This is a genomic window from Nonomuraea sp. NPDC050540, from assembly GCF_044457485.1.
GTDB lineage: Bacteria > Actinomycetota > Actinomycetes > Streptosporangiales > Streptosporangiaceae > Nonomuraea.
Window position 1 is genome coordinate 22,717 of sequence record NZ_JBITHA010000016.1, and the last position, 24,650, is coordinate 47,366.

A 24,650-nucleotide genomic window follows, 5' to 3' on the forward strand; every position below is an offset into this window, starting at 1 on the left:
CGGCCCAGAAATGTCAGTGATGGACGCTATGGTCACCATCAACCCTGCGATCGGGTCGTAGGCGCCAGCCTCTTCTCCTCAACTCCGTGGGAAGGCACGTGCACCCTAACCAGAACTCGAAATTTCACCGCGCCCAGACGGCCGCACGTGCCGTCTACGATCTGGACGCTGCCGGCGAAGGGTATCTGCCGGAGGACAGCGAGGCCGCCGCCTGGGCTGTCGACTTCCTGGGCGAGCACATTCGGAACGCAGACAACATCACACACGAGATGGCTGACCGCAGCCGGTTAGGAGCTGCCAACCTATCCAACGACCGGCTCCAGTTCCTCTCGGAGATGATTCAGAACGCCGATGATGTCCAGGCTGCGGAAATCCGGATTTACCGAGGGCCGGACGGTCTGACCGTCTCGCACAACGGGCTACCGGTCAGGCTTGCGGATCTGCTGGCGATGGTCGCACCCTGGCGCAGCACCAAAACAGCTAACGCGGATCAGACCGGCAAGTTCGGCATCGGGCTGATGACCTTGGAGGCCATTTCTTCCGTACGCGAGGTGCACTCCAGCCCCTATCATGCCTGCCTCGACGGGTTCAGCATCGCGGCGATTCCTCCCCAGGACTTTCCCGAGGCGGTGGGCGATGACAGGTGGACTCTTTTCCACATTCCGCTCCCCGATGATGTCGCCACCGGTGACGAGATCCTCGCCTGGGTGCGTCGCTGGGATCATTCGGCGCTGCTCTTCCTCCGGAGCGTCTCTCGGATAGTGGTTCTGGATCAGGAATTCATGCAGGTGGCGGTCCTCGAGCTGGCGTTGCAGTCCCTCCCGCCGATCCAAGCGGCTCTGTCGGGTGAAGAACGCCTGGTGGAGCGCAAACGCGCCCAGGCCCCCGACGGACGGACTTGGATTCTTTACCACGGCGCCCCGCCGTCGCCCGCCGTTGAACGGCAGGGCAAGGCCAAAGGGGAGACCATCCCGATCACAGTTGCTCTCGCGGACGGGCACGAAGAAGCCGGGATGCTCTACGCAGGGCTCCCTCTTCTCGCCTTCCGCCACCCCGTGAAGGTCAGCGCCCCATTCGATCCGGTGAGCGCCCGGCAAGACCTGGCCGATACACGCTGGAACGCCGCCCTGGTTCCCATGATTGGCGAGATGTGGGTCGCCGCAGTAGCCGACCGATTCCACGATGCTCCCGCTGCGGCGTGGGCCCTTGTTCCCCGTAAGGACGAAGAGGAAGGGAGCACGGCAGCCGCAGTTTATGCGCTCGAGGAGGACCTGCTCGTACGCTCTCGCGAGGACCTTCCAGGCAAGGTCACGTTCGACACCCGTGAAGCTGGGCGGCTTTCCCTTTTGGAGAGCGCCCTCGAATCCCGTGCCCTGGAGCGGGCCGGTCTCCTGACCCCGGCTGAGATCGCCGCGCTGGCCGACCGCACAGCGATGCTCCCCTTGGAAGCGCGGGACCCGAGCGGTCGCTGGCGCAGCGTCATTGAGGACGAATGGGCATACTCTCCCGACGTGGAAGTCGCTGATGCGCTTCCACTATTGCAAGAGACCTCGCGACCAGTCGAGTTCGTGATCGCACTGACCGCGCTCGGCCTGACCGCGAAACTCGGAGATCACCTTCTAAAGCTGCCCTGTGTCGTCGATGCGGACGGTAACCGGCTTCGCCCCCCGTCCGCGCATGACGGCAGGGTTCTCACGCTGTGCCCGGCACCGCTGGCCGACGCCTTCGACTGGTCGGTACGGCTCCATGAGGCATTCAACACCGATTCCGAGGACGCCAGGAAAGTGCTGACCTGGCTACGCGAGGTCAGCCCCGTCATCGACACCGGTACCGCGGTGGAGGCAGTCCGCCGCCTAGCCGCCCTCGGCACGCAGACCGGGCGAGCACCGCAACAAGTCACGGATGAGCAACTCCATGCCTTGTGGAGCGCGCTTCCCAACGTGTCCGCGGCGGACTGGGACAAACTCGCCCCCGACGTTGGCCGCGCCATCGCCCTGCGCGCCCAAGTCTACGATGCGGAGGGGGCGACCAGCGAGGTGTTTGTCACGCCCCACAAGGCGTATCTGCCCAGTGCGTACGACCGGAACGCATTCTCCACCGCCGCGGCTGCCACACCGGAGTTGGCTTGGATCGACGCACGCTACGTGCAACTCCTCCGGTCGGAGACGCCGCGTCAAGGCATGAGCGTCACCCAGTTCCTCCGCAGTCTCGGCGCCGAAACTGCACCCCGGCTCCTGCCGCTGGCCTCCACTAGAGGTCCCTCATACAAGGACCCGCGAACTTATGCAAACGCATACATCCCAGGCAGCCCAGCCAGCGAAATCAGAGCAGAGGCCATTCGCAACCTTAAGCCTGGATTGACTCTCTACACGCTCAGCGATCGTCACTCGCCAGATCTGCGGCGTGTGCTGTTGGACATCGCGAACGAACGAGATGGTGAGCGACGACGCCGTCGCGCTGCTGCGGCCCTGCGGCTTCTCAACCAGCTCTGGAACCAAGAAGGCGCTCTCAGGCAGCCTTGGAACCGACGGAGCCCGTGGGAGGTCGACGTCGCTCATGCCTATAACGGCTGGCAGCGGGACGGCGCTGTCGCCGCTTTCTGGGTCTGGGAGGCTCGCACCATCGCCTGGCTCGACAACTTACGAGAAGTCCCCTGTCGACCGATGGACCTCGCTCTGCGCAGTCCGAGCAATGTTGCGGTTCTCGGCGAGGGACGCGAGGAATACCTCCACCCCGAGGTCAACATGCTTCCACGTCCAGAGGTCGCCGCTGAACTGGGGATACAAGGGAAGGCCGAAACACCCAAGCTGATCGAGCGGTTGCAATCCCTGCGCGAGCAGAACGGGACGGGCCAGGGGCCCGTGTCCGAGGAGACGGCCGCTCAGGCGCTGCTGGTCTATCGGGCACTGGCCGAGGTGGTCACGGTGGCGCAGAGGACGAGCAACTCGTCCTTCGGCTACGGTCGAACCACCGAACCAGAGATAGTCAAAATCATTAGGAACGCGCTCAGCGTCTCTGAAGGGCTGGTACTCACCCAGCATGGGTGGCGGCGCCCCGCAGTCGTCCGCCGAGGAGCGCAGATCTTCGGCGACCAGCTTCCCTGTGTCCTGGAGGCCAGTGGATGCGACGAGCTGTGGGAGACATTGAAGATCCAGCAGCCGTCCATCCACGACGCTATCCGCATCCTCCGCACCATCTCCAAGAAGCCTGTCACGCCAGGCAACGAACGAATTCACCTGGAGTGCCTACGGCTACTGGAGCACGACCTGGCCCAGACCCCACAGATCTCACCTGAGCTGGCAAAGAGCCTACGAAGGCTGCCGCTGCGGACTACCAGCGGTTGGACGACCCGCCGCCCGGTCTACGCGGTGTCCCACGAGGGGATCGCCCGAGAGCTGGGCCGGCACGTGCCTACCTGGCAACCTGGGATCGGTCTCGACCAGCTCCGAGAGCTGCAACATCGGGCGCACGTGCACGAGCGGGACGCCAGCGACATGGTCGTTGTCGAGACCTCCGTGCGGGATGGGTGGAGTGCCCCGACGGAGACTCAGCTCTTTCGGCTCTCGGTCAAGCACCTCCGCGACCAGCTGACGCGCCGGGCTACTCCACCCCCTGCCCCGGAAGTGAGCTGGGAATGGCTCGAGACGGTCGAGGTCTATGTCGTCCCGGATCTGGCCGTCCAGGTTAGCCTGGCGGATGGGCAGATGTCTCCGGCGCTGCCCGTGTCAGCGTTCCTCAACGGCGAATCCCCGATCCTCTATGTGCGCGGCGAACACGAACTCGCCCGCGTCAAGGGGGTCGGAGCCGCGATCGCCGCGTTGTTCTCCACGGACAGCTACAACATCGCCGCGACGTGGGTCGGGGCCTGGCAGGACGTCACGGACGACAACACATCTCGAGCGCTCACACTTCTGCCGACGACAGACCAGCCCGGGCGGCTCGAACAGGCGTCGCGAGCCGCCGAGCAACATGCGCAGCGCATCGAGCACGCTGCGGCTCAAACGGTCCCCGAGACAGAGCCCGAACTCGTTGCTCCGGTTGAGGAGCCGTCCGAGAACACCATGGAGATAGTTCCAGAGACGCCAGCATTCCCATCCCCTCCGCGACCAACGCCGTCAGACGACACACCGGAACGTCGGTTGATCGACCCTGCCGTCTTCCAGCCCATTGGTCTTGCCGAGCAGCAAGCGGCTACCGCACCGCACTCCACGTTCAACCGCCATGAGGGAAATGGCTCGCTCGTGACCCCCGGCCGCGGCTTCGGCGGGCATGCTCCCAACTACACAGCGGTTCCGCCGAGCTACACCGCAGGTGAGACCGAGACAGTGGCCTTCAACCTGCTCAAGTCATACCTGGAAGGCAAAGGGCTGACCGTTGAGGATCTACGGGCTGCCCGACGAGTTGGAGCCGACGCCCGTGACTCCGACCAGGTCTACTACGAGATCAAATCAGCTTCTGGGACGGAACCAGACGCCGTCACGCTCACCGATTACGAGTTTGAGCGGGCGATCTTGGAGCGGGAGAAGTACATCCTGGTTGTGGTTTCCGGGTTGGAGGACACCGGGCAGGAGTGCGCACCTCGATTTCGACTCATCGCCGACCCGCTGCGCATGCTGAGAGCTGAAGCCCTCGCGGGGGTACGGCTCACCGGAGTTCGCCGTCACGGACAAATCCTCTCCCTCTCCCGCATCGCCGAAGGAGATTCGGAGCTGGACGAATCCGCTTGAACTCTAGTGTGAGCGTCCATAGGAGCGGTCAACGACATTGTCTAACCCAGCCAGCCCACGCCATTCCTTTGATCCGATTGACGCACCGTTTCACCGTGTTGCGCTCCTTGCAGAGATCGGGATCATGACGGACCGGCCGACCGCGCAGCCCCCGGGCCTCCCCGCCGTAGGGACTCGCCCCGCCCATCAACAGCCCCTGGTGTGCCCGGTCGGGACTCCTCGCGGCAGCGCCGACCGCCTCACCCCGGAGCATCCCCGTACTCCGGACACCTGACCTGAGGTCACCCCTGATCGAATGCGAGCCCTAATCGCTAGGCGCGTGCTGGGGGCAGGCCGTAGCGGCTGACGGCCAGGTACGTCTCCGGCGTCGCCGCTTCGAGGAGCCCCTCGTCGCCTTCCAGGTCGAGTTCTGGCTCCTGGGGAAGGCGCAGCAGATCACTCCAATCGCTTGTCGCTCCCCGCTCGTAGGCGTCGCGGAGCCGGGGGCGTAGCTGGGGGCGGGCTTCCTCCTGCTGCGCGCGGAAGATCCGCCGCTGGGTGAGTCGCTGTTCCTCCTGAGCGTCGTCGCTGAGTTCCTGGATATCGGTCGGCTGGTCCTCGGCGCGCAGCCCCGGGGTGCGCCGAGCGATGGCAAGGTCTTCCTCGTGGAGGCGCTCGCAGGCGGCGAACAGCTTACGGGACATGCCGAGGTGAACCTCGGTTCCGGGAATACGGCAGGTGAGGAAGTCATCGAGGCCCATGGAACGGATACGGGCGCGCAGGGCGTACCGCTCGATGTGGCGCGCTGCTCCGCGGGCATCGGCCCGCATGGCGCGGGTGAGGTCGTCGTCTTCCAGGGGCGTGATCAGCCCGGAGCGCCGATGACGGGACGCGCGGTCGGCGGGAACGAGCACGGTGCGCAGTTGCGAGGCGGGAGCGGAGCGCAGCGCCAGGTAGGTGAGCATTTGGGCGCGGGCCGCGCCGATGAGCGCGTCGTCGCTGTCGCCGAGATGGTCTTCGAGGTTGCCCGGGCCGACCGCTGACTCGTCGGCCATGTCGAATCCGGCCGGGGTGCGCGGCGGCTGCCCGGGGTGCAGGTCGTGGTCGATGGTGAGGAAGAGATCGTCTCCGGGCCTCGCGCACGCTCCGACCAGGACGGTGCGGTGGGCGTACGAGCCGAGGATCTTGCTGCCGGCGGCCAGCTGCGCCCACCCCTTGCGGAGCGTGCCGAGACCCACGTCGCCCCCCTTGGCCTCGATCAACCAGTACAGGCCCTCTGCCTGGTGCTGCCCCCATAGGTCGGGTAGCTTCTCCTTCGGATCCCTGAACGTGTTGCGTAGAGCGGGGATCGGCCCGCCAAGTTCGAGGTGCTCGGTCTGGCCGAGGCCCAGCAGTGAGCGGCAGGCCCAGTCGGTCATCGTCATACCCAGCCGGTAAGAGGCTGCGTTCTTCGCGCTGCGCTCGGTGCCGTACGCGTACACCGGGTTCAGGGTCAGGCGCCGGCCCTTGGTGCCTGGTACGGGGTGCTTTGGCTTGACGGGGTGTGTGCCGAGATAGGCGTACAGCGGGGAAACCCGGGCGACGAGTTCCCCGTGCGCATACCGCGGCTGATTCTGCAAGTGCGGGGTGACGTCGCGACCAACCTCAACGGCGGCCTTGATGATCTCCCGCCAGGTGGTGGTCGAGACGTACCAGCCGTCGGTCGCCGGGAACCCGCCCGACCGCGCCCACAGCTCGTGCTTGGCCGTCCGCCACTGCCTCGTGGGCTTCCTCGCAGGTCCGTTACGGAAAAGGACCGGTACGTCGAAGCTGTCGGCGTAGGTGAGCGGTGGCTCGTCGGGGATGTGTGCGGGGATCATGTGGATCACTCTGGCACGGTTGGATCGCTTCCGGCACCGCGTATGAGGTTGCCGTCCGGTTCCCAGTGAGATCCATTCGCTTGGCCCACGCCGGAGTACAAGCTGGTGATGGTCGAGGCCTACGATGCGGCGACCGAGCCGGGGAGCCAAGGAGGCACTGCTGCGACGCGAGGGGCTGTATCACTCCCACATCATCGAATGGCGCAAGGCCTGCCGACGCAGGCGCACTGAACGCGCTGGCGGCCAAGCCGTCCGGCCCGAAGACGGCCAAGAGCGAAGCCGAGAAGGAGAACGAGCAGCTGCGGGCGCGGGCGGAGAAGGCCGAACACGAGCTGGCCAAGACCAAGGCCGCGCTGGAGATCATGGAAAAGTCCCTGATAGTGGCCCTGCGGCACGCCCTGCGTGAATACGAACACTTGCACCTACAACCAGCACCGAGCCCCAACCGCTCCGCTGGGTCCCGCCCCGGGCTCGGACACCGATCCAAGCGAATCACCGACCTGACCATACGCCGAAGAGGCCGGCTCGGCCGCGTCCTTCACGAGTACCCACATGCCACTTGACCTGCGCGGAAGGAATTTCGGCGGGCGCAGTCTCGTCTGAGACGCGGAGATCGGCGGCGAGGAACGAACTGCTGCCCATGAAGCTGAGGGCGGCGCCAATGGCCGTAATGGCGGCGGTTTGCTACTCGATGGTGCTTTCGGCAGGTCGAGGCGGTGATGGTTTCGGTTGTATTCCGAAGCTCACGAGTATTTCTGCCGGGATGGGGCGGATGGTGCTGTAGTCGCGTTCGTCATTTTCAAGGGGCGAGGGTTCTCTCACCGGACGTCGTATCTGGCGCAGTCCATTCCAGAGAGATCTCGCGCTGCTCTTGCCCGCGCTGCCGACTCGCGGCCGATGCCGGTTTCGCTGCCGGGGCACACTGAGGGCGCGCGTTCCAGTGGCCTTGCGCGCGAAGTGGATGCTGACGATGAGTGCGATCATCGCGACGAGCAGGCTGAGGACGGACGCGACCTTGTCAGCGACGTCGAGAGGGCCGAGCCAGGAGGGCATGAGGGCGGTCCTTGAGAGATCATGGGATGAGCAGGTTGATGGCGATATTGCATCCCAAGCGATGCGGGTGTGTCTCGTATGTGGCTCAACTGTGTTCGCCCAGTTTTCATGATCATTAGAGATGCGCCTGCCGATAGTCACATCCGCCCAGGTCACGACCATGTGAGGGTTTCGCGTGGCGGCGCGAACTCCAGCCTGTCCCGCTCGAAAACACGGTTTCGCACTGTGAGCTGGGGTTTCCCTGCGCGATCAGGACTGCGCCTGCGACCGTCATAACCAACCGTCGCAAGGTGTTGGTCTTGCCCCTCCCGGGCGTGCCGACCAGCGCGTGAGCTTCCCCCGTTCTCCGGACACTTGACCTGGGGACACCCCTGATCGAGTGCGAGCCCTAGCTGGCGCGTCTGTCGTCGCACACCGTGAAGAGTGGAGGTGGGACAGATGCCGAAGACTCGTGTGCAGGTCAGCAGGCGATGCGGCTGTGTGGATGCGGCAACGGGACGTCAGCGAGGCATGACATGTCCGCGTCTGCCAGCGGACGACGATCATGGCAGCTGGTATTTCACGGTGCAGGTACGCAGCTTGGACGGGCGGCGGCAGCGCGTCCGCCAGGGTGGTTACGCCGATCCCGAGGAAGCGCAGGCGGCAGGCCGCGCCCTGGCCGCTGCCGACCGCGACGGCGCGGGAGCCGGATGCACCGTCGGTGAGTGGCTGGCACGCTGGCTGGCCACCAAGGACGCCCTGCGGCCGTCAACCCGGCAGGGCTACGCCACACACATCCGCCTCTATCTCATCCCGCGGTTGGGACGGATCCTGCTCCACCAGCTCACCTCTCGCGACATCAACGCGCTGCTGGCAGCGTTGGCGTCCCGTCCCTCGCCGACCGGCCGCCGGTTGTCGCCCGCTACCGTGGTGCGGATCCACGCCACCTTGCGGACCGCGCTGAACGCGGCGGTCCGTGTCCGGCTGATCCCCCTCAACCCGGCGAACGGCGCCGAACTGCCCCATCCGCGGTGGCCGCATCCGGTCGTCTGGACCGCCGGGCGGACGGCCCGCTGGCAACAGGCGGGAGAGCGTCCGGGGTGGCGGTGTGGACCGAACAGCAGCTCGTGACCTTCCTGGCCGACGTCGGGCAGGACCGCCTGTACGCCGCTTGGTGGCTGGCGGCGCTGCGCGGACTGCGCCGCGGTGAGCTGGCCGGGCTGCGCTGGACGGATGTCGACCTGCAGGCCGCGGAGCTGGCGGTGGCGCAGCAGCGGGTGCACGCCGACGGCCAGGTCGTGGTCGGGCCACCGAAGAGTGCCGCCAGTTGCCGGGTGGTGGCCCTGGACACGGAGACCGTACGGGTGCTGACTCGGCACCGCGACCGCCAAGAGGAGCTGAGCTCGGCAGCGGGCACCCGCTGGCGGGACTCGGGATACGTGTACCGCGGAGGGTGCGCCGCTGCGGCCGGACTACCTCACCGGCCGGTTCCGCCGGCTGGTGGCCGCCTCTGGACAACCGCCGGTCCGGCTGCACGACCTGCGACACGGCGCCGCCACCCTAGCGCTGGCCGCACACCGATCTGAAAGTGGTGCAGGCCATGCTCGGGCACGCCAGCATCGTGCTCACCGCCGACACCTACGTCTCGGTGCTGCCGGAGGTCGCCCACAAAGCTGCCCAGGAAACGGCGGGGCTGGTGCTGAGAGCAGCGTCGAAGCTCAGGCGGGAGCTCAGCGTGTGACTCAGCTTTGCCTCATATCTGCCCCATGCCGTCCCAGCGCGCGGGCGCGGCTGGAGTTTCCGCGGGTGGAGTGGCGCGCCCTGCAGGATTCGAACCTGCGACCGTCGATCGGGGGGATGTCCTTGTGGCAGGCGGGCACCTTGGGGAGGGAGTGAGGGAGGTGTCAGTTCCTGCGCTGGTAGCCGCACCGTCCCTTCATGATGGCGGACCGCCCGACCGTATGACCCGCCGAAGCCCCTCCCGGCCCTCCGGTCCGTTCCGAGCCAGGCCGCCTGCAGCTGCGCGACCGCAGCCCCGAGCCGGGCCGCGCGCTCGCCCAGCTCGACCACCATCGCCCGCGTGTGCGCCAGCTCGCCAGCGTCCAGGTCGGTCACGGCTCGCCCGCACCCGCGGCCGACGTGGGCCCGCTGTTGGGCCCGCTGGTCGACGTCGACGCGTCGCTGTCCCAGGGACGTGACGGGCACAGCCGCGCCGGCGTGAGCGCGGCCGGACGCTGCGCCGGGCGGACAGCTCATCCCACGTCGGCCACCCCGCCTCCACCATCGATGCGGGCCGCCCGCTCGTCCAGCAGCGGCGGCGGCACCCTGCCGCCAGCCGCGCAGCCTTGGCTATGCCCGCAAAGTGGGCCCCCTCTACAGACTCAGCAGCCCGACGAGTCGGATGGTCACGATCACAACCATGACACAGGCCAAGAACCTCAGCATCCAGGACTTCACCGGCAGAAAGGCAGCCGCTATTGCGGGAATATAGGAAACGAACAAGAAAAGCTGCATGCCATTGACGACATCGTGATCGATTCCATATGTGTCCTCGCCGTTCCCACTAATGTCGTAAATGCCGAAGAGGAACGCCGGCAGCGCGATCAGTGCGCTGAAAATAAACGAGAGCAGCCACGCGAACCGCCACACAAGGAGAGCCACCCGAGGATCTCTGGGGCGATCGAGTGGCGGCCGCTTTCGGGTCCTGCTCAGAGGCACTAGTTGGCCACCGCCCCTCCAGGCCCTAGGACTGACTTAACCCAAGGGCGGTATTTCATATAGTCTCTCGCGTATCTCTGGGCGTCATCTGAAACCCAGCCCTTCGGCCCTCCATTGTAGTGCGCAGCGATGAACTTTTCTTCCACGTCGCCCCAACGCCTCGGGCTCTGATGGACGTCGGAGATGTACTTTGCGACGATGAACAGGTTGGCCGCTGGGTTTTGCAGGAGCGTTATAATCTGCTGTGCCAGATCTGTGGTGACCTTGGTGTACCCAAGCATGTAAGCCGCCACGCGAAGCTGCATCTGGACGGGGCCAAACGATGCCTTCAGGGCTCGGGTCATGCCTCCTTTCATGAATTCTTTGATGAATCCGGCGTCGTCGAAGAAGACCGGGTCTCCGCCAACTTCGTTATAGGCTATGCCGCCAAGAAGATGGTTGGGGATTCTAAAGTACGCCGCTGCGTGTGGGTGCCGAATATTGTGTCGCCTCATGCAACCTGGGCGTATTCGTGTAGGAGACCGCCGAGCCGGTCTCGTCGGGATACCTTGATGTGGGCGTCGACCGGATCGGGTAGCGCCCACAGCTGACTGGCCTGCTTCAGGGCCCGGTGCGGACGATACCGATTGAAGTAGGTCTCATACTCGGCGAGGACCTTGCGCAGGTGGCGTTCGTTCATGATGAGGATCCGATCGAGTAGCTCGCGACGTACGCTGCCCACCCACCGCTCCATGATCGCATTCATCCGAGGAGCCTGGGGCCCGGTGAACACCACGCGGATACCCGCGGTCGTGAACACCTCATCGAACAGAGCGGTGAACTTCTTGTCCCGGTCTCTGATCAAGAACCGGAAGTCACCGATCCGATCGCCCAGGCCGAGCATCAGGTTGCGGGCTTGCTGGGCGACCCAGTCGGCGGTTGGGTTCGCCGTGACCCCCAGCACGTGGACCCGCCGCGTGGCATGCTCGACCACAGCGAAGCAGTTCAGCCGCGCGAGCATGACCGTCTCCACGCTGAAGAAGTCACAGGCCAAGATCCCGGACGCCTGAGTCTTGAGGAACTGCGCCCAGGTCGGACCGCTGCGCCGGGGCGCTGGATCGAAGCCGGACCTCTTCAAGATCGCCCACACGGTGGCCGGGGACACCTTCCGGCCCAGGCCGGCGATCTGCCCGGCGATGCGCTGGTAACCCCAATCCGGATTTTCGGCGGCCAGGCGCAGCACCAGGGCGCGAAGAGTAGGCCGGACCGCTGGCCGTCCCGGCCCATGCCTGGGTAGGTCCAACGTCGCTTCACCAGGTCGGCGTGCCAACGCAGGAGCGTCCGCGGTGTGACGAACAGATGACATCGGCGGCATCGAGGAAGAAGCCGCGCCAGCGCGGAAAGGATCGCCCGGTCCGCCCACGACGGCCGGGGAACGGCGACCTGGCGGCGAAGCACAGCCAGCTGATGCCGCAACACTAAGATCTCTGCATCTTTGGACGCCTGCGATCGGGCGAGCAGCGCGATCCAGCCGAATACGCGTAAGACGATCAAGTACAGCAGCCGCAGAGCCATCCTGCGATCCTGCCGGAGCTGAGCCATCGAGCACAGCAAAACCCCAGATCAAACCCTGTGACAGAATAGTCGGCACCCACAGGGTGAGACTCCCGCCGCCGACTCTCCTTCGCCGAGCTCGACCGGCCACACACGCACTCGTGACCTTCATCGACCAGCACGCCGACGTGTTCGGTGTCGAGCCGATCTGCCGTGTCCTTACCGAGCACGGAAGGCCCGGGACCATCGCTCCCCACCACACAATGGTCCCGGGCAGCCTGCCGATCATGACGTCGCGGTCAGCACCTCGTGCCGAGGACCCGCCAACTGGTTCCGATACTCCTCGGCCAGCTCGTCCAGGTGCTCCAGCAGCTCGTCCGGATCCTGCTCCTCGATGAGTCGGCAGATCTCGTGCAGCGGGCCGAGCTCGGGGCGCGGCTGGCGTACCTCCTCGAACTCGGGCAGCACCATGCCCTCCATCGACGGCTCGGGCCCGACGGGCGGCGCTACCGGCAGCGCGGTCACGTTACCCGCACGCCGGTGCAGCGCACGGGTACGCAGAATGAACGCCTCCCACGCCGAGACCGCCTTGAGCCGCAGCAACCCGACCAGCTCATCCCGCAGCGTACGCAGGTCACTCCACGCGGACTCGTAACGGGCGATCATGACCTCCGCCCGGCGAGCCTGCCGCTGATAGGCCACCCGCTGCCAGAACAGCCGCCGCCGCGCCGCGCCGAGGGCGTCAGCCTCCGGATCGTCGGCCATGACCTTGGTCACGATGGCGCCGAGCGACAACATCGTGATCAGGAGCATGACCGAGAACAGCGGATATCCCTGCCGTGGCGGCACGGGGTACGCGGAGCGCAGCCCGGCCCAGACCGCGACCACCGTCAGCAGCATCCCCACGAACACGACGGGCAGACACCACCACAACAGCCGCACGACCCGGCCTCCGGGACGGAGGGTCGCCTCGCGCCAGGCACGCAGCGGGATGAGCAGCAGCGAGCCGCTCACCGCCAGCGCGACCGCGATCACCACGCCGGGCACCATCGGCACGATCCGCTCCCACAGGCCGAGCTGTCCCCCACCCACCGCGTCGCCCAGCGTGGCGGTCAGGAAGCGGAAGACCTGCATGAAGTACCAGGCGTCGAACGTCCCGACCGTGATCACCACGGGCCAGCGGATGACCCTCAGCCAGCGCGGTCGGCGCGAGCCCTGCGCCGCACGCGCGGCGGCGCGGGCGAAGCTGGCGGCCGCAGCGCGGACCGTGCCCGCTGCCAGCCACGTCTCCATGGCATTGAGCTGCCGACGAGCCCGCGCATGGGTGGTCTGCACAGTGTGACGCCGCTGCGCCAGGCGTACGTCACCGCGGATCGTCTCGTATCCGCTTTGCACGGAAGCGAGCAGCGCCCGCATCTCGGCGTTGTCGATCTCGGTGGGCCGGCGTTCCTCCGCCTCGTGGGCGGCAGTGACCAGGTCCCGCAGCCCGCAGGAACAGCCCGGCGAACACGACGAGGGAAAGGGATGACTCATTACTCACGATCCTCCGTAGATTACGACCTCTACCCGCCGGTTGCAGGCCATGGCGACCCGGTCGGCGACTCCGTCGCGGTACTGCGGCCTGCAGCGCGGCCGGCGTTCGCCGAAGCCCCGGGCTTCGAGCCTGGTCGCGCCCTTGGCCCGCAGCGCGGCGACCACGCTCGCGGCCCGGCGGTCGGAGAGTTTCTGGTTGTGCTCGGGGGTCCCCTCTGCGTCGGTGTGGCCGCGTACCTCGATGCGGGTGTGGTCGATCTGCTCGACATACTTCATGACGTCGGCAATGGCCTCCTGCGCCCGGGGCGCGAGCCGGTAGGAGTCCGTATCGAACAAGACCGACTCGGGAACCGTGATGACCGTCGGATCGCCCCGCTCCACCTTGATGGCGGGCATCTCGACGGCGGGGTCGGGCCTGGTCCCGGCCGCGCGGGACAGGGACAAGCTCTCGGGCGTCTTGGAGCTGGGCCGCAGGCAGGTCGCGCCGGTCGCCGCGCAGAGCCGCCACCACAGAGTCCGCAGCCACTTCTGCTGCGAGGGCCGTACGTCGGGCTGGCCCTGCGCGGGCTGGCCCAGGCCCAGCAGCTCCACCTGCACGCTCTTGTCCAGGGCGGGAATCTCGTGGCGGCAGGCCCGTACGACGTCGTCGATCGCCTTGTCGTCACCGATGGGCGCGGCCCGCAGATCGGCGCAGCCCATATTGCTCAGCCCGTCGGTCGCAATGACGATACGCTTGCTGCCTTTGATTTCGCCCAGTTCCTCGCCCGCCTCGGCGAGTGCGCGCAGGACGTCGCTCCCGACCGCCCCGGGGCTCTGCTCAAGGGCCTTGTCCAGGTCCCTGCGCAGGCAAACGGCCATGTCCTCGGCGGCGTAGCGGTTCTGGTGCTCGTTCGAGCTAGGCCCCGGCGTGAGCTTGCCCGCCTGCCAGCGTACGTCGCCGCCGAAGACCGCCGAGCGCAGCAACGTCCTGGTGGTGGTCGGCACACGCTCCACGAGCAGCTTGGCCCAGTCCTGCCGCTCGCGCCCGCGTGCGCCCACCGTGGACGCCGAGCGGTCGGCCATCAGCAACGTGACGCCGGGCACGTCGGCGGGGGTCGCAAGCTCGGTCAGCAGCTCGGCGCAGCGGCCCGCATCCGGCGCCGCCTCGGACGGCACGGGCGACGATGCGCCCGCGTCCCCGAGCAGTGCCGAGCAGCCGGCGAGCGCGAGTGTCAGGACGAGCGCAGAGAAGATGCGAACCCTCATGGCGCGGCGCCATCCCCTGGTGAGGAGAAAAGGGAGTCGGGGCCGGCGTCGGGCAGCTGCAGCCCGAGCAGCTCGTACGTCTTGCGCAGTGCCGAATCGCTGGCCACCGCGAACTCGAGCAGATCGAGCCGCTCGTGCCCGGTGGCGACCTGAGCCACCGTCTCGACCAGCCCCTGGGCCTCCTCCCTGCGGTCCTTGCGCAGCGCGAACAGCAACTTGGCCGACAGTTCGGGCTGCAGCGCCATGCTGACGGCGTACGGCGTCTTCCAGTCGGGCAGCCCGTCGGCGATGAAGTCCCGCCATACGACGCGCAACTCGCCGAGCCGTTCGGCTTCGAGAGTGCTCCGATCGTGCCGGGCTTCGACCTCGACCTGCTCTGCCACGTACTTGCGCTGCAAGGTCTTGATGTCGTCGTGCATGTCGACCCGTACGCGCGGGGTGCAGTTGAGCACCACCCCGTCCGGGTCGGGCACGGCGGCGAGCGCGGCCTCAACGGCGCCGCGCATGGCGGCCCCGACGGCCTGCTCGGCGTCGCCGGGCCGGTACGGGACGAACCGGCGGGCGACGGGCCTGGCCGCGGCTTTGATCTCTGCGTCGATCTCGGCGCTCCTGTCCTTAATCTTCTGCAGCAGCTCGTCCTGGGAACGGGCGCCGGTCGCGCACCAGCACAGCTCCGCGGTGACGAGGAAGTCGTAGGAGTCACCGCGTGCGGGCGTACCGAACGTGATCACCTTCGTGTGGTTGATCGTGATTCTGGCGTCGAGCACGGGTGGCGGCGTCGTCACCTCCGGCGGCACATGCCGCCGGTTGCGGAGCGCGGCCCACACGCCCGACAGCCACTGCCGGAGACCGCCACGCGGCCTGGAGGCATCTGCGTGCATTCGAAATACACGTCCTTTCAGGGAAAAGGGAGTCAGTTGCGCAGGGAGTCGGGGATGACCGTCAGCTGGCGCCCGTCCTGGAACTCCCAGAACGTGACGTGAAAGCGGAGCGTCCGCACTCGCTTGGCGTCGGCGGGTCCGCTGCCGGCGGCGATGTCGGTCAGTAGTCGCCTGACCAGTGCGTGGAACCGAAGCGCCTCGTCCGACCAGTCGTCCGGGTCGCCGGCGGCGGGCCAACGGCGGTCGGCCGTCTCGGCGAGGTTGATCAGGCGCCTGAGATGGGGCCAGGCGTTCACGGAGCGGTGCTCCTCGTTCAGCGCGTTGCGCCAGAGCTGCGCGACGTCGGCGCGGAACCTGGCCTGCCCGTCGGCCAGCTCCATGAGCATCGGCCAGCCGGGCAGCCCGCCGTCCTGCTTGCTGAGCCGGACCAGGCAGGTCGCGGCGCAGCGCCGCCAGCGCCAGAACGGCAGCCGCGTCCAGTCAGCCAGCTCACCGACCACTTTCTCGTACGCCCCGGCCAGGAACACGTCGAGGATGGCCTTCTCCACAATCGTGGAGAGCTCGCGCTCGGCCCTTTCCACGCCGCCGCGCCGCCTGTCCAGGCGCTGGAGGCGGCCGCCGGCGATCCTGCGCATAGCCTTGAGCGCCGAGTCGGGGTACTCTGCGCCGAGAAAGGTCCCGTACGCCGCCACCCCGGCCGCCTGCAGGCATACGTCGCGGCTGCGGACCCAATCGCTGACCAGCCCTCTGACGCGGCCAGCGAACCGACCATCCTCCGCGAGGGCCAGCGCCTCCAGCGTCCAGGCCACGGCCTGCCGGGTGCGGTATCCCCCGTCGGCGGCCCAGACGCGCAGCACCTCGCGCCGGATCACCTTGAAGTCGTACGTGGCGAGCCTGGCCATGGCCTGCGCGGCCTTGACGCGTACCCGCATGTCCTGGTGGACGGCGAGGTCCTTCAGCCAGGGCAGCAGCGCGCCGCGCAGCCCGACCTGTTCCTGCCAGGCCACCTCCAAGATCTTGGAGGCAAGGCGCGGATGCACAAGGTGCACGGTGTTCCCGTCGCCGCCACCGGCGGAGCGGATGTCCGCACAGGCAGACCAGTCGCTGATGGGAATGTCCTTGGTCAGGGACACACCCTGGAGCTTCGCCAGCCGCTCGCTTTCCGGCACAACCGTGCCGGCGTCGAGCCCGTCGAGGACCGCGCAGGCGATCAGGAACGTGCGCCGCTCGGAGGCCAGCTCCTTGCGTGCCTCGGCGATGGCCTCGGTGGGGTCGCGGTTCTGGACGACGTCCTCGGGGGTGCGACCCTCGTGTACACCGGCGATCAGCTCCAGGGCGTACGTGGCAGTCTCGCGGGGCGAGTGGCACCTGGCGAGCTCAGTCCGTACGACGGGCAGGGCCATCAGCCGATCAACCTCATCTTCGCCCAGGTCGGCCTGTAGGTAGCGGGCCAGCACCCGTTCGTTCGGTGGAGGTTCGTAGGTGACGACGTTCTCGGTGGTGACGACCGTGGAGCCAGCCGGCTGCGTGTCGGCCACGACGACGAGGACGCTGCCACGCTCCTTCAGGCTCCTGCCGACCTCCCCCAGCCAGCCAGCGCCGGGTGCGGACTCCCCACTGCCCAGGACGAGCACGAGACCGCTGTTCTTGGGGGCGGCGTCGCCGTGGAAGCCCTCCAACCCGGACTCGGCCTCGATCATGTGGACCCGGTCCGTGAGCTCGGTTGGGTCTTCGTGGACGGCCGAACTGGCAGGCGCCAGGTGCTCCATCACTGCGTACAGGGCAGTCGTGGTGCGGCCCGTGCCGCGTGAGCCGATCAGCGCCTGTACCGGGGCCGAGCCGAACCCGTCGAGCAGCGACGTACAGGACGGAGATCGCGCGTAGGTGCGGCGCAGGGCCCGCAAGGTCCGGGCGGGCAGCGGGCCGACGCGGGGCCGCGGCGACGCGCCTCCGCTGGCGAAGACGATGGATTGTGCCTGGTAGATCTTGCCGTGCTCGCCGTGCTGATGGGTGTCGCCGAACATCTCGCCCCGCAGGTTGGCGACGCGCATGTCGAACGCCTGCTGCTCGCCGTTGTCCCGTTCCTGCTCCTCGTCGGGATCAGCATCCTGTAACCGGGAGGCGGGCTCCTCGGGGTCGGCGGCGCCGATCTCAGGCTTGGGCTCCGGCTCGTCGGGCTCCGGCTCGCCGGGATCCTCTGGCTCGCCGGTGGTCTCTGGAGGAGGCTCTTCGTCGCTCACCTGTCCTCCCGGCCCTCGTGGAAGACCATGCTGCCGGCCTGGTAAATCCTGCCGTGATCGCCGTTCTGGATCGTGTCGCCGAAGACAGGCCCGGATTTCGCGGATTCTGCGTTCTTCGGGGAAAGGTCGGTAGCTTTCTCTTCGTTTATGAGGTATCGGTACAGCTGCGTAAGCCGCGGATCGACGTCGAGTCCCATTTCCTGTTTCCTTTCTGCGATACGCCGGTAAACGCTGAGCGCCTCGGGTACCCGGCCCGCCCGGGCGTAGGCGAGCATGAGCAGACGAGCCAGTTCCTGGTGGTCCCGCCCCGTTTCATCGGCGTTGGAAAGCCGGACCAGCTCCGGAATAAGCCGCTCGTGCCGCCCGCTCTCGAGCTCGATTTCGAGGCACTGGAGCAGCGCCTCGCGGTATTGGCTGCGCAGCGTGTTGCGTTCGTGTTCGGCCCAGTCACCTTTTAGCCCCGGCAGCGGCTCAGGACCGCACAGTTCCTCGACGCGGGGCCCCCATTCCTGCAGCGCCACACGAAAAAGCCGGGCGGCCTCAGTGTGGTCAGTGCCGAGCAGTTCCCGGGCGCGCGTCACCCGCTCCTCAAACCTGAGTGCGTCCACCCTCTCTGGGTTCACCTTCAGCAGATAGCCGGCCGCGACCTTGTCCAACGGGTCGGACAGGACCGCACGCAGCAAGCTCACGAGGGTCTGGATGTTCTGCGTGCGCACCTCACCGGGCCTGGCGTCGTCGAAGATCCGCTCGGTGAGCCTCATTTCAGAGACGGGCTTGCCCTTCGCCAGGAGCAGCACGGCCAGCAGCCGAACCAGTTGCGGACGCTTAATGTCGATCACCTCGCCCTCGGTGCGCGCGCCGATCCGCTGCAGCAACTCGTACGTAGTCACAGACACCTTTCGTTTACCTTTTATACGGCATTCGGAATTCCCGATAACGGGAGACAGAAAGAAGCAGAACGCACAGCACCCAAAAGATCAACGGGAGTTCAGCCCTAAATAATCGTTCGTAACAGCGGAAATCCCGCCAGGCAATTCACGGAAAGGAAGCTCCGATGAGCGAGCTCACGAACGGCAAAGACGGGTTCACGAGCGCCTGCGAGGGCGGCAACTGCATCCAGGTCAAGGCGGCCGAGTACGTCCAGGTCCGCATCTCCACCAACCCGGAAGGGCCGGTATTGCTGGCCACCCGGGACGAGTGGACCGCCTTCGTGACGGGCGTGAAGCTCGGCTGGTTCGACACCATCTGACCGGGAACCGGGAGCGCCGTGGCCCGTGGCCCGCGGCGCTCCCGCATGCCCCCGCGTCACGGGCCGGCCTTCATCTCGGCCGAGAGCTCCGCGAGGAACGCACGAGCGTCATCCTCGAAGATCGCCATCTGCCGCAGGAGCGACCAACGCGTCAGGTAGAGAGCGACGCTGTCGGCGTCTTGGACGGTCAGGTTCGCGTGGACGGTCTCGACGGTGACGACCGTCTCGCTACCGTCCTCATCGTCCGGGACCTCGAACACCACGAAGGCGTGCGTGGAGTTGGCCACCGCCTCCACCGCCAACGGGATGACACCGATGGAGACGTTCTCCAGCGTGCTGAGCGAGAAGATCCGGTCGAGCTGGGCCATGAGCAGCCTCGGAGGGCCGGGCCGCCAGCGCAGCGCCGCCTCCGTGACGAGGAACTCGAACGTCCTGTCCTCCTCGAACAGCACGAGCTGGCGGTCCATACGGCCCATGAGCGAGAGCGAGGTGTCGCCTCCCCCATGTGAACGGTGGAACATGGCCAACACCTGCTGGGCGTACGCGGCGGTCTGCAGCAGGCCGGGCACCACCGAGGGCTGGAACGTGCGGATCGTGCGGGCCAGGCTTTCCAGCTCCTGTATGTCGTCCTGCAGGTGGGCCCGGCCCCGCAGTGCCGACTGCCAGGTGTGCACCTCGGTGAACGCGGCCTCGGACAGGGCCGCCAGCAGCTCCCTGGTCTCCTCGGAGACGTTCAAGGCACCCACCCACGCCGCGACCTCGGACGCGGTGGGGATAGCCGCCCCCGACTCGATACGGGAGACCTTGGACTGGCTGATGCCGATGCGTTGTGCCAGTTCACGCCCACTCACGCCAGCCTGGTCACGCAGACTGCGAAGTTCCGTGGCGAGCCGTTGCCGCTTCGTACGCAAGAACACCCCCTACCCACCGTTCTGATTCAGACGATTTATCATGATTCACCCAACCGACACGCGCCGCCATAGCCGAAGTGGAGATCCATATTGCAAAATCGCTGGCCGCACCGAGGGAACGCCTTGGGCAGTCGAGGTTGCACGCGCGCCTGCAATCGGGCATTGCCCACGCTAGCGGCAGCAACCATGCATTGTCATGAATTATGCATATCTGGTATGGGTCAAATACCAGATGTTGAAGCCGCTAGGCGATCCACTCGCCGACCTCCCAGGGCTGGACGAGCACTGCGCCTTCCGATAACCACATCCGCCCAGGTCATGCCCCCTCTACTGGCTGCTGCTCCTTCCGCCGCACACCGTGGGTGTGAAGATGGGGCAGATGGCGAAGGCCCGTCAGCGGGGCGTGCAGTGTCCGCGCCTGCCGGTGGATGGCGATCACGGCAGTTGGTATTTCGCGATGCAGGTACATCGCCTGGAGGGGAAGGAGGGGGCCTCCGGGCTGCCGCCGATCCGGCTGCACGACCTAAGATACGGCGCCGCGACACTAGCGCTGGCCGCGCACACGGATCTGAAGGTGGTGCAGGCGATGCTGGGGCATGCCAGCATCGTGCTGACCGCCGACACCTACGTCTCGGTGTTGCCGGTGGTGGCTCACGAAGCCGCCCGGGAGACGGCCCGGCTGGTGCTGTCCGCCGCGTCCGTGCTCGGGCGGGAGCTCAGCGTTTGACTCAGCTTTGCCTCATATTTGCCCCATGCCGCCGTCGGCCGTGACCGCGGCTGGTGTTTCCGCAGGTGGAGAAGCGCGCCCTGCAGGATTCGAACCTGCGACCGTCGGATTAGAAGTCCGATGCTCTATCCAGCTGAGCTAAGGGCGCTCCCGCCTTATTGTGCATGATCCGGCGAGTTGTCACGCACTCGATTTGCCCGTGTCACTCGGTCAGTCCGATCACCGCCCACATGAACAGCGTGCCCGCCAGCGTAGCCGCCAGGGTCAGGCCGGTGGATCGGCGGGGGGTGTGGGCTTCGGGGAGGATGTGGGAGGTGGCCAGGTACAGGAGGAAGCCGGCGAACAGGCCCAGGTACGCACCCAGCAGGCCCTTGGGGATGGGGAGCAGTGTGGTCAGGGTGGCGCCGGCGATGGGGGCCACGGCGTCCAGGGTGAGGAGGATGATGGCGCGGCGGCGGGCGTTGCCGTACAGCGTGGTGAGTGTGTAGGTGTTGAAGCCGTCGGTGAAGTCGTGTGCGATGACGCCGATGGCCACCGCTACGGCGAGGGCGGTGTCGGTTTGAAAGGCGGCGCCTATCGCGGCGCCGTCGAGGAAGCTGTGGACCACCAGGGCGCTGCCGGCCACCAGGCCCATGCCGGCGTGGGTGTGGCGGTGGGCGGCGTAGTCGCCTTCGTGCGTGTCGTGCATGGCTACGGCGCGTTCCACGATGTGGACGGCCAGGAAGCCGGCGGCGAAGGTGAGCATGGGCAGGGGGACGCCGTGCAGGGTGACGGTGTCGAGGGAGAGGGCTTCCGGCAGGAGGTCGAAGGCTACGACGCCGAGCATGACGCCGGCGGCGGCGCCCAGGACGAGGTTGCGGCGTTCGCGGACGCGGTGTGCGACCAGGCCGCCCAGGAGCGTCATGAGGAACGCCACTACGGACAGCAGGATCGGCATACGGGCCACGGTATGGGCAGGCGGCGCCGGGGCGGTGGTCCGACACAAAAAGCCAGGCGGGATCGGTCTAAAGGGGTCTAAGATGCCGTTGCATGGTCGCGACGCTCCTGCATGAGACACCGCTGCGGGGCGGGGACGTGACGGACGGGGTGGTTCGGGTCGGGGATACGGTCCGCCGTCCGAAAAGCTCGTCCACGCCCGCCGTGCACGCCCTTTTGCGGCACCTTGAGGCCTCGGGGTTCGCCGGGGCGCCTCGGGTGGTGGGGTTCGACGAGTTCGACCGTGAGGTCATCACTTACATTCCGGGTAGCTGCGGGCTTACCGCGCACAACGCGGCCGAGGATGGGTTGCGGAGCCTCGCGGAGCTTTTGCGGAAGTTTCATGACGCCACCGAGGGGTTCTCCGCCCAGGGGTGGGTTGAGGGGTCCAATGATGACAGGGCGCCGGAAGTCATCGGGCATTGTGACTTACGGCCGGAGAACACGATTTTTCATCGTGGCCGCGCCGTCGCGCTGATCGACTTCGACCAGGCCAGGCCCACGACGCGGCTGTTCGACGTGGTCACCACGCTGCGCCACTGGGCGCCCATCGCCGATCCGCTCGACCGCCATCCGCTCCTGCGGGGAGCGGACGGTGGTGCGGACGTGGGTGCTCGGCTGCGTCTTTTCTGCGACGCGTACGGCCTGCCGCCCCGAGACCGGCGCCGCCTGCTCGACCTGGCCAGGCTCCGCTTCCACCGCAGCTACGACGTGATGCGGAAGCGGGCGGACCAGGGCGGCGCCTGGGCGGCGATGTGGGCCGGCGGCGCCGGTGAGCGCATCCGCCGGGCGGCCGCCTGGCTCGATGTGCACGAAGATGAACTCCATGCACATCTGGTCTAGATCCGCGGGTATCGCGCTCGGTGTCGCGCTTGACGCCATGTTCGCGGATCCGCGCCGCGGACATCCGGTCGCGTTGTTCGGCCGGGCCGCGTCCGCTCTGGAGAGGCGCCTGTACGGCGACGCCCGCCCGAACGGCGTGGCCCACGTCGCCCTGTGCGTGGGCGCGGCCGCCGGCGTCGGCATCCTGGCGGAACGCGTGCGCCACCCCCTGGCCCGCACCGCGCTCACCGCGGCGGCGACCTGGGCGGTGCTCGGCGGTACGACGCTGGCCCGCGAAGGCGCCCATCTGGCCGGCGCCTTGGAGGACAAGGACGTCGAGCGGGCCAGGCGGCGCCTGCCGCACCTGTGCGGGCGCGACCCGTCGGAGCTGGAGGAGCCGGAGTTGGCCAGGGCGACGGTGGAGTCGCTGGCCGAGAACACCTCGGACGCCGTGGTGGCGCCGTTGTTCTGGGGTGCGGTGGCGGGGATTCCCGGCTTGCTGGCCTATCGGGCGATCAACACGTTGGACGCGATGGTCGGGCATCGTTCGCCCAGGTACGAGCGGTTCGGCTGGGCGGCGGCGCGGCTGGATGACGTGGCCAACTACGTTCCGGCGCGGGTGACCGGGCTGATCACCGTGGCGGTGGGGCCGGATCGGGCGGGGGCGCTGGCCGTACTGAAGAAGGACGGGCATCGGCACCCGAGCCCGAACGCGGGACGGTGCGAGGCGGCCTTCGCCGGCGCGCTCGGGGTGACGCTCGGCGGCACCAACGTGTACGGCGGGCGGACGGAACACCGTCCGACCATGGGCGACGGCCGCGCGCCCGAGGTCGGGGACATCAGGCGCGCGGTCCGGCTGACCAGGGCGGTGAGCTTCACGGCCGCCGGGCTGGCGGTGCTGGCGGCTATGCGTCCCTGGCCTCGTCGAGGACCTTCTTGGCGTCCCGTTCGAAGGAGGCCCGCGCGCCCAGCGTGATCAGCCCGCCGAGGACCATGGGCACGATCAGCACGTACATGCCGCCGGCCAGGGAGCCGAGCCGGTCGGAGAAGATGCCCACGATCAGCGAGCCGAACGCGCCGCCCGCGGTCGTGAACACCTGCAGGACGGCGAAGCCGAGCCCGCGCGAGCCCGCCCCGACCACGTCGGCCAGGCAGGCGGTCATGTTCGGGATGGCGATCGACATGAGCGAGCAGGCCAGCAGGGTGAGCGCGGCCATGGCGAGCAGGGAGTTCATGGAGAGGGCGGCGGCGAGCACCGCGGCGCCGATCGTGATGCCGCCGCCGCCGGCCAGCAGCCGCCCGCCCTTGACGGTGCCGTGCCACTTGCGGCCGAGCCACGAGCCGACCAGGGTGCCGACGAGCGTGCCGGCGACCGTGATCAGGCCGCTGTAGGAGCCGGCGGTGGCCGGGGTGGCGGCGAACGCGCGCACCATCAGCGTGGGCAGCCAGAAGAAGATCCCGGCCAGGCCGAGCGTGAGCAGGGCCAGGCCGACGCAGACGAACATCAGCGTCGGATTGCGCAGCACGAGGCGGAACTGCGGCCAGAACGGCTGCTTCGGCGCCTTCGGCGGGGAGGCCGGGGTGGTGCCGCCCGCGACCAGCCGGTCGAGTTCGCCGCGTCTGGGCTCGCGCAGCATCCAGCACAGGATCGCGGTGAGCACGCCGGGGATGACCATGACGAGGAAGGCGTTGCGCCAGCCCATGGCCTGGCCGAGCACGCCGCCGAGCAGGGTTCCGATGCCGCCGAGGTAGGTGGTGACGCGCGTGAGCCCGTACGCCTTGGCGCGTGAGAGCGGCGGATACCAGTCGGCGAGCAGGCTGCCGGCGGCGGGGTTGTCGATGTTCTCCGCGGCGGCCAGGAAGACGCGCATCAGGTAGAACATGGCGAATCCGGTCGCGAGGCCGGAGCCGAGGGTGGCGATCGCCCAGCAGAAGACGACGACGGCGAGGATGCGGGTGCGGTTGTAGCGGTCGGCGAAGTACCCGGCGGGCAGGGCCACCAGCGCGGCGGCGAGGGCGGCGGCCGTGGGGATGGATCCCGCGGCGGTGTCGGAGAAGCCCCATTCCGCCTGGACCAGAGGGAGGACGCCCGACAGCAGGTTGTACTCGATGCGGTCGACCAGGCCGACGATGAACAGGACGACGAGCGGCGTCCAGCCGTACGGCGCGCGGTCCTGTGCGTTGATCACACCGGTTCGTGGTGATCCGAACGTCCCGAC

The 24,650-nt window shown here is 67.6% G+C and carries 21 protein-coding genes and 1 tRNA gene; 8 read left to right on the forward strand and 14 right to left on the reverse strand.

The features are described from left to right. The first annotated feature begins 86 nt into the window (after positions 1-86). A complete protein-coding gene (locus ACIBI5_RS40235) occupies positions 87-4,727 on the forward strand; it encodes a sacsin N-terminal ATP-binding-like domain-containing protein (protein ID WP_397254851.1) in 4,641 nt (1,546 codons plus the stop codon). A 311-nt stretch (positions 4,728-5,038) separates the two neighbouring features. Here ACIBI5_RS40235 and ACIBI5_RS40240 read toward each other — a convergent pair whose 3' ends face one another. Further along, positions 5,039-6,565, reverse strand: coding sequence for a hypothetical protein (locus tag ACIBI5_RS40240; RefSeq protein ID WP_397254853.1), 1,527 nt, complete (start codon positions 6,563-6,565; stop codon positions 5,039-5,041). A gap of 684 nt (positions 6,566-7,249) precedes the next feature. Beyond that, on the reverse strand, positions 7,250-7,618 hold the full coding sequence (locus ACIBI5_RS40245; RefSeq protein ID WP_397254855.1) for a hypothetical protein: 369 nt from the start codon (positions 7,616-7,618) through the stop codon (positions 7,250-7,252). Positions 7,619-8,182: 564 nt separating this feature from the next. Here ACIBI5_RS40245 and ACIBI5_RS40250 point away from each other — a divergent pair. From ACIBI5_RS40250 to ACIBI5_RS40260, 3 genes are read left to right on the forward strand one after another with little or no spacing between them, the layout of a single operon-like run. After that, positions 8,183-8,728 (forward strand): hypothetical protein, encoded by a 546-nt coding sequence (locus tag ACIBI5_RS40250; RefSeq protein ID WP_397254857.1) that lies wholly within the window; start codon positions 8,183-8,185, stop codon positions 8,726-8,728. Continuing rightward, positions 8,698-9,183 (forward strand): hypothetical protein, encoded by a 486-nt coding sequence (locus ACIBI5_RS40255; RefSeq protein ID WP_397254859.1) that lies wholly within the window; start codon positions 8,698-8,700, stop codon positions 9,181-9,183. Before ACIBI5_RS40250 ends, ACIBI5_RS40255 begins: the two co-directional genes overlap by 31 nt. A 14-nt stretch (positions 9,184-9,197) precedes the next feature. Next, complete coding sequence (locus tag ACIBI5_RS40260; RefSeq protein WP_397254861.1) at positions 9,198-9,338, forward strand: hypothetical protein; 141 nt, start codon at positions 9,198-9,200, stop codon at positions 9,336-9,338. A gap of 632 nt (positions 9,339-9,970) precedes the next feature. Here ACIBI5_RS40260 and ACIBI5_RS40265 read toward each other — a convergent pair. From ACIBI5_RS40265 to ACIBI5_RS40300, 8 genes are read right to left on the reverse strand one after another with little or no spacing between them, the layout of a single operon-like run. After that, entirely contained in the window at positions 9,971-10,258 is a 288-nt protein-coding gene (locus ACIBI5_RS40265; RefSeq protein ID WP_397254863.1) for a hypothetical protein, read from the reverse strand. 56 nt (positions 10,259-10,314) lie between these two features. Further along, entirely contained in the window at positions 10,315-10,809 is a 495-nt protein-coding gene (locus tag ACIBI5_RS40270; RefSeq protein WP_397254865.1) for a hypothetical protein, read from the reverse strand. After that, entirely contained in the window at positions 10,806-12,137 is a 1,332-nt protein-coding gene (locus ACIBI5_RS40275) for an integrase core domain-containing protein (protein ID WP_397254867.1), read from the reverse strand. The genes ACIBI5_RS40270 and ACIBI5_RS40275 overlap by 4 nt, the downstream gene beginning before the upstream one ends. Beyond that, entirely contained in the window at positions 12,134-13,381 is a 1,248-nt protein-coding gene (locus ACIBI5_RS40280) for a hypothetical protein (RefSeq protein ID WP_397254869.1), read from the reverse strand. Before ACIBI5_RS40280 ends, ACIBI5_RS40275 begins: the two co-directional genes overlap by 4 nt. Before the next feature lie 3 nt (positions 13,382-13,384). Next, positions 13,385-14,626, reverse strand: coding sequence for an OmpA family protein (locus ACIBI5_RS40285; RefSeq protein ID WP_397254871.1), 1,242 nt, complete (start codon positions 14,624-14,626; stop codon positions 13,385-13,387). Continuing rightward, the gene (locus tag ACIBI5_RS40290; RefSeq protein ID WP_397254873.1) at positions 14,623-15,507 is read right to left on the reverse strand and encodes a hypothetical protein; all 885 of its coding nucleotides are present in this window, start codon (positions 15,505-15,507) and stop codon (positions 14,623-14,625) included. The genes ACIBI5_RS40285 and ACIBI5_RS40290 overlap by 4 nt, the downstream gene beginning before the upstream one ends. 32 nt (positions 15,508-15,539) lie before the next feature. Beyond that, the gene (locus tag ACIBI5_RS40295; protein WP_397254875.1) at positions 15,540-17,747 is read right to left on the reverse strand and encodes a hypothetical protein; all 2,208 of its coding nucleotides are present in this window, start codon (positions 17,745-17,747) and stop codon (positions 15,540-15,542) included. Beyond that, positions 17,744-18,637: a BTAD domain-containing putative transcriptional regulator gene (locus ACIBI5_RS40300; RefSeq protein WP_397254877.1), complete on the reverse strand. Its 894-nt coding sequence runs from the start codon at positions 18,635-18,637 to the stop codon at positions 17,744-17,746. Before ACIBI5_RS40300 ends, ACIBI5_RS40295 begins: the two co-directional genes overlap by 4 nt. Before the next feature lie 164 nt (positions 18,638-18,801). Here ACIBI5_RS40300 and ACIBI5_RS40305 point away from each other — a divergent pair, with 164 nt between their 5' ends. Next, a complete protein-coding gene (locus tag ACIBI5_RS40305) occupies positions 18,802-18,996 on the forward strand; it encodes a DUF397 domain-containing protein (RefSeq protein ID WP_397254879.1) in 195 nt (64 codons plus the stop codon). Between the two features lie 56 nt (positions 18,997-19,052). On the opposite strand, the gene ACIBI5_RS40310 is transcribed toward ACIBI5_RS40305, so the two are convergent. After that, the gene (locus tag ACIBI5_RS40310; RefSeq protein ID WP_397254881.1) at positions 19,053-19,913 is read right to left on the reverse strand and encodes a helix-turn-helix domain-containing protein; all 861 of its coding nucleotides are present in this window, start codon (positions 19,911-19,913) and stop codon (positions 19,053-19,055) included. A 373-nt stretch (positions 19,914-20,286) separates the two neighbouring features. Between ACIBI5_RS40310 and ACIBI5_RS40315 the strand changes: the two genes are divergently transcribed. Further along, on the forward strand, positions 20,287-20,634 hold the full coding sequence (locus ACIBI5_RS40315; protein WP_397254883.1) for a tyrosine-type recombinase/integrase: 348 nt from the start codon (positions 20,287-20,289) through the stop codon (positions 20,632-20,634). 74 nt (positions 20,635-20,708) lie between these two features. Here the strand turns inward: ACIBI5_RS40315 and ACIBI5_RS40320 are convergent. Both ACIBI5_RS40320 and ACIBI5_RS40325 read right to left on the reverse strand, forming a co-directional pair. Then, positions 20,709-20,782: transfer RNA gene (locus tag ACIBI5_RS40320), tRNA-Arg, on the reverse strand. 54 nt (positions 20,783-20,836) lie between these two features. Continuing rightward, positions 20,837-21,571 carry a ZIP family metal transporter gene (locus tag ACIBI5_RS40325; RefSeq protein ID WP_397254885.1) on the reverse strand — a complete coding sequence of 245 codons (735 nt, stop codon included), beginning with the start codon at positions 21,569-21,571 and terminating at the stop codon, positions 20,837-20,839. Positions 21,572-21,663: 92 nt separating this feature from the next. Between ACIBI5_RS40325 and ACIBI5_RS40330 the strand changes: the two genes are divergently transcribed. Continuing rightward, the gene (locus ACIBI5_RS40330; RefSeq protein WP_397254887.1) at positions 21,664-22,452 is read left to right on the forward strand and encodes a phosphotransferase; all 789 of its coding nucleotides are present in this window, start codon (positions 21,664-21,666) and stop codon (positions 22,450-22,452) included. Further along, positions 22,436-23,407: a cobalamin biosynthesis protein gene (locus ACIBI5_RS40335; protein WP_397254889.1), complete on the forward strand. Its 972-nt coding sequence runs from the start codon at positions 22,436-22,438 to the stop codon at positions 23,405-23,407. The genes ACIBI5_RS40330 and ACIBI5_RS40335 overlap by 17 nt, the downstream gene beginning before the upstream one ends. On the opposite strand, the gene ACIBI5_RS40340 is transcribed toward ACIBI5_RS40335, so the two are convergent. Then, entirely contained in the window at positions 23,337-24,620 is a 1,284-nt protein-coding gene (locus tag ACIBI5_RS40340) for an MFS transporter (RefSeq protein WP_397254891.1), read from the reverse strand. The genes ACIBI5_RS40335 and ACIBI5_RS40340 overlap by 71 nt on opposite strands. Positions 24,621-24,650 lie beyond the last annotated feature (30 nt).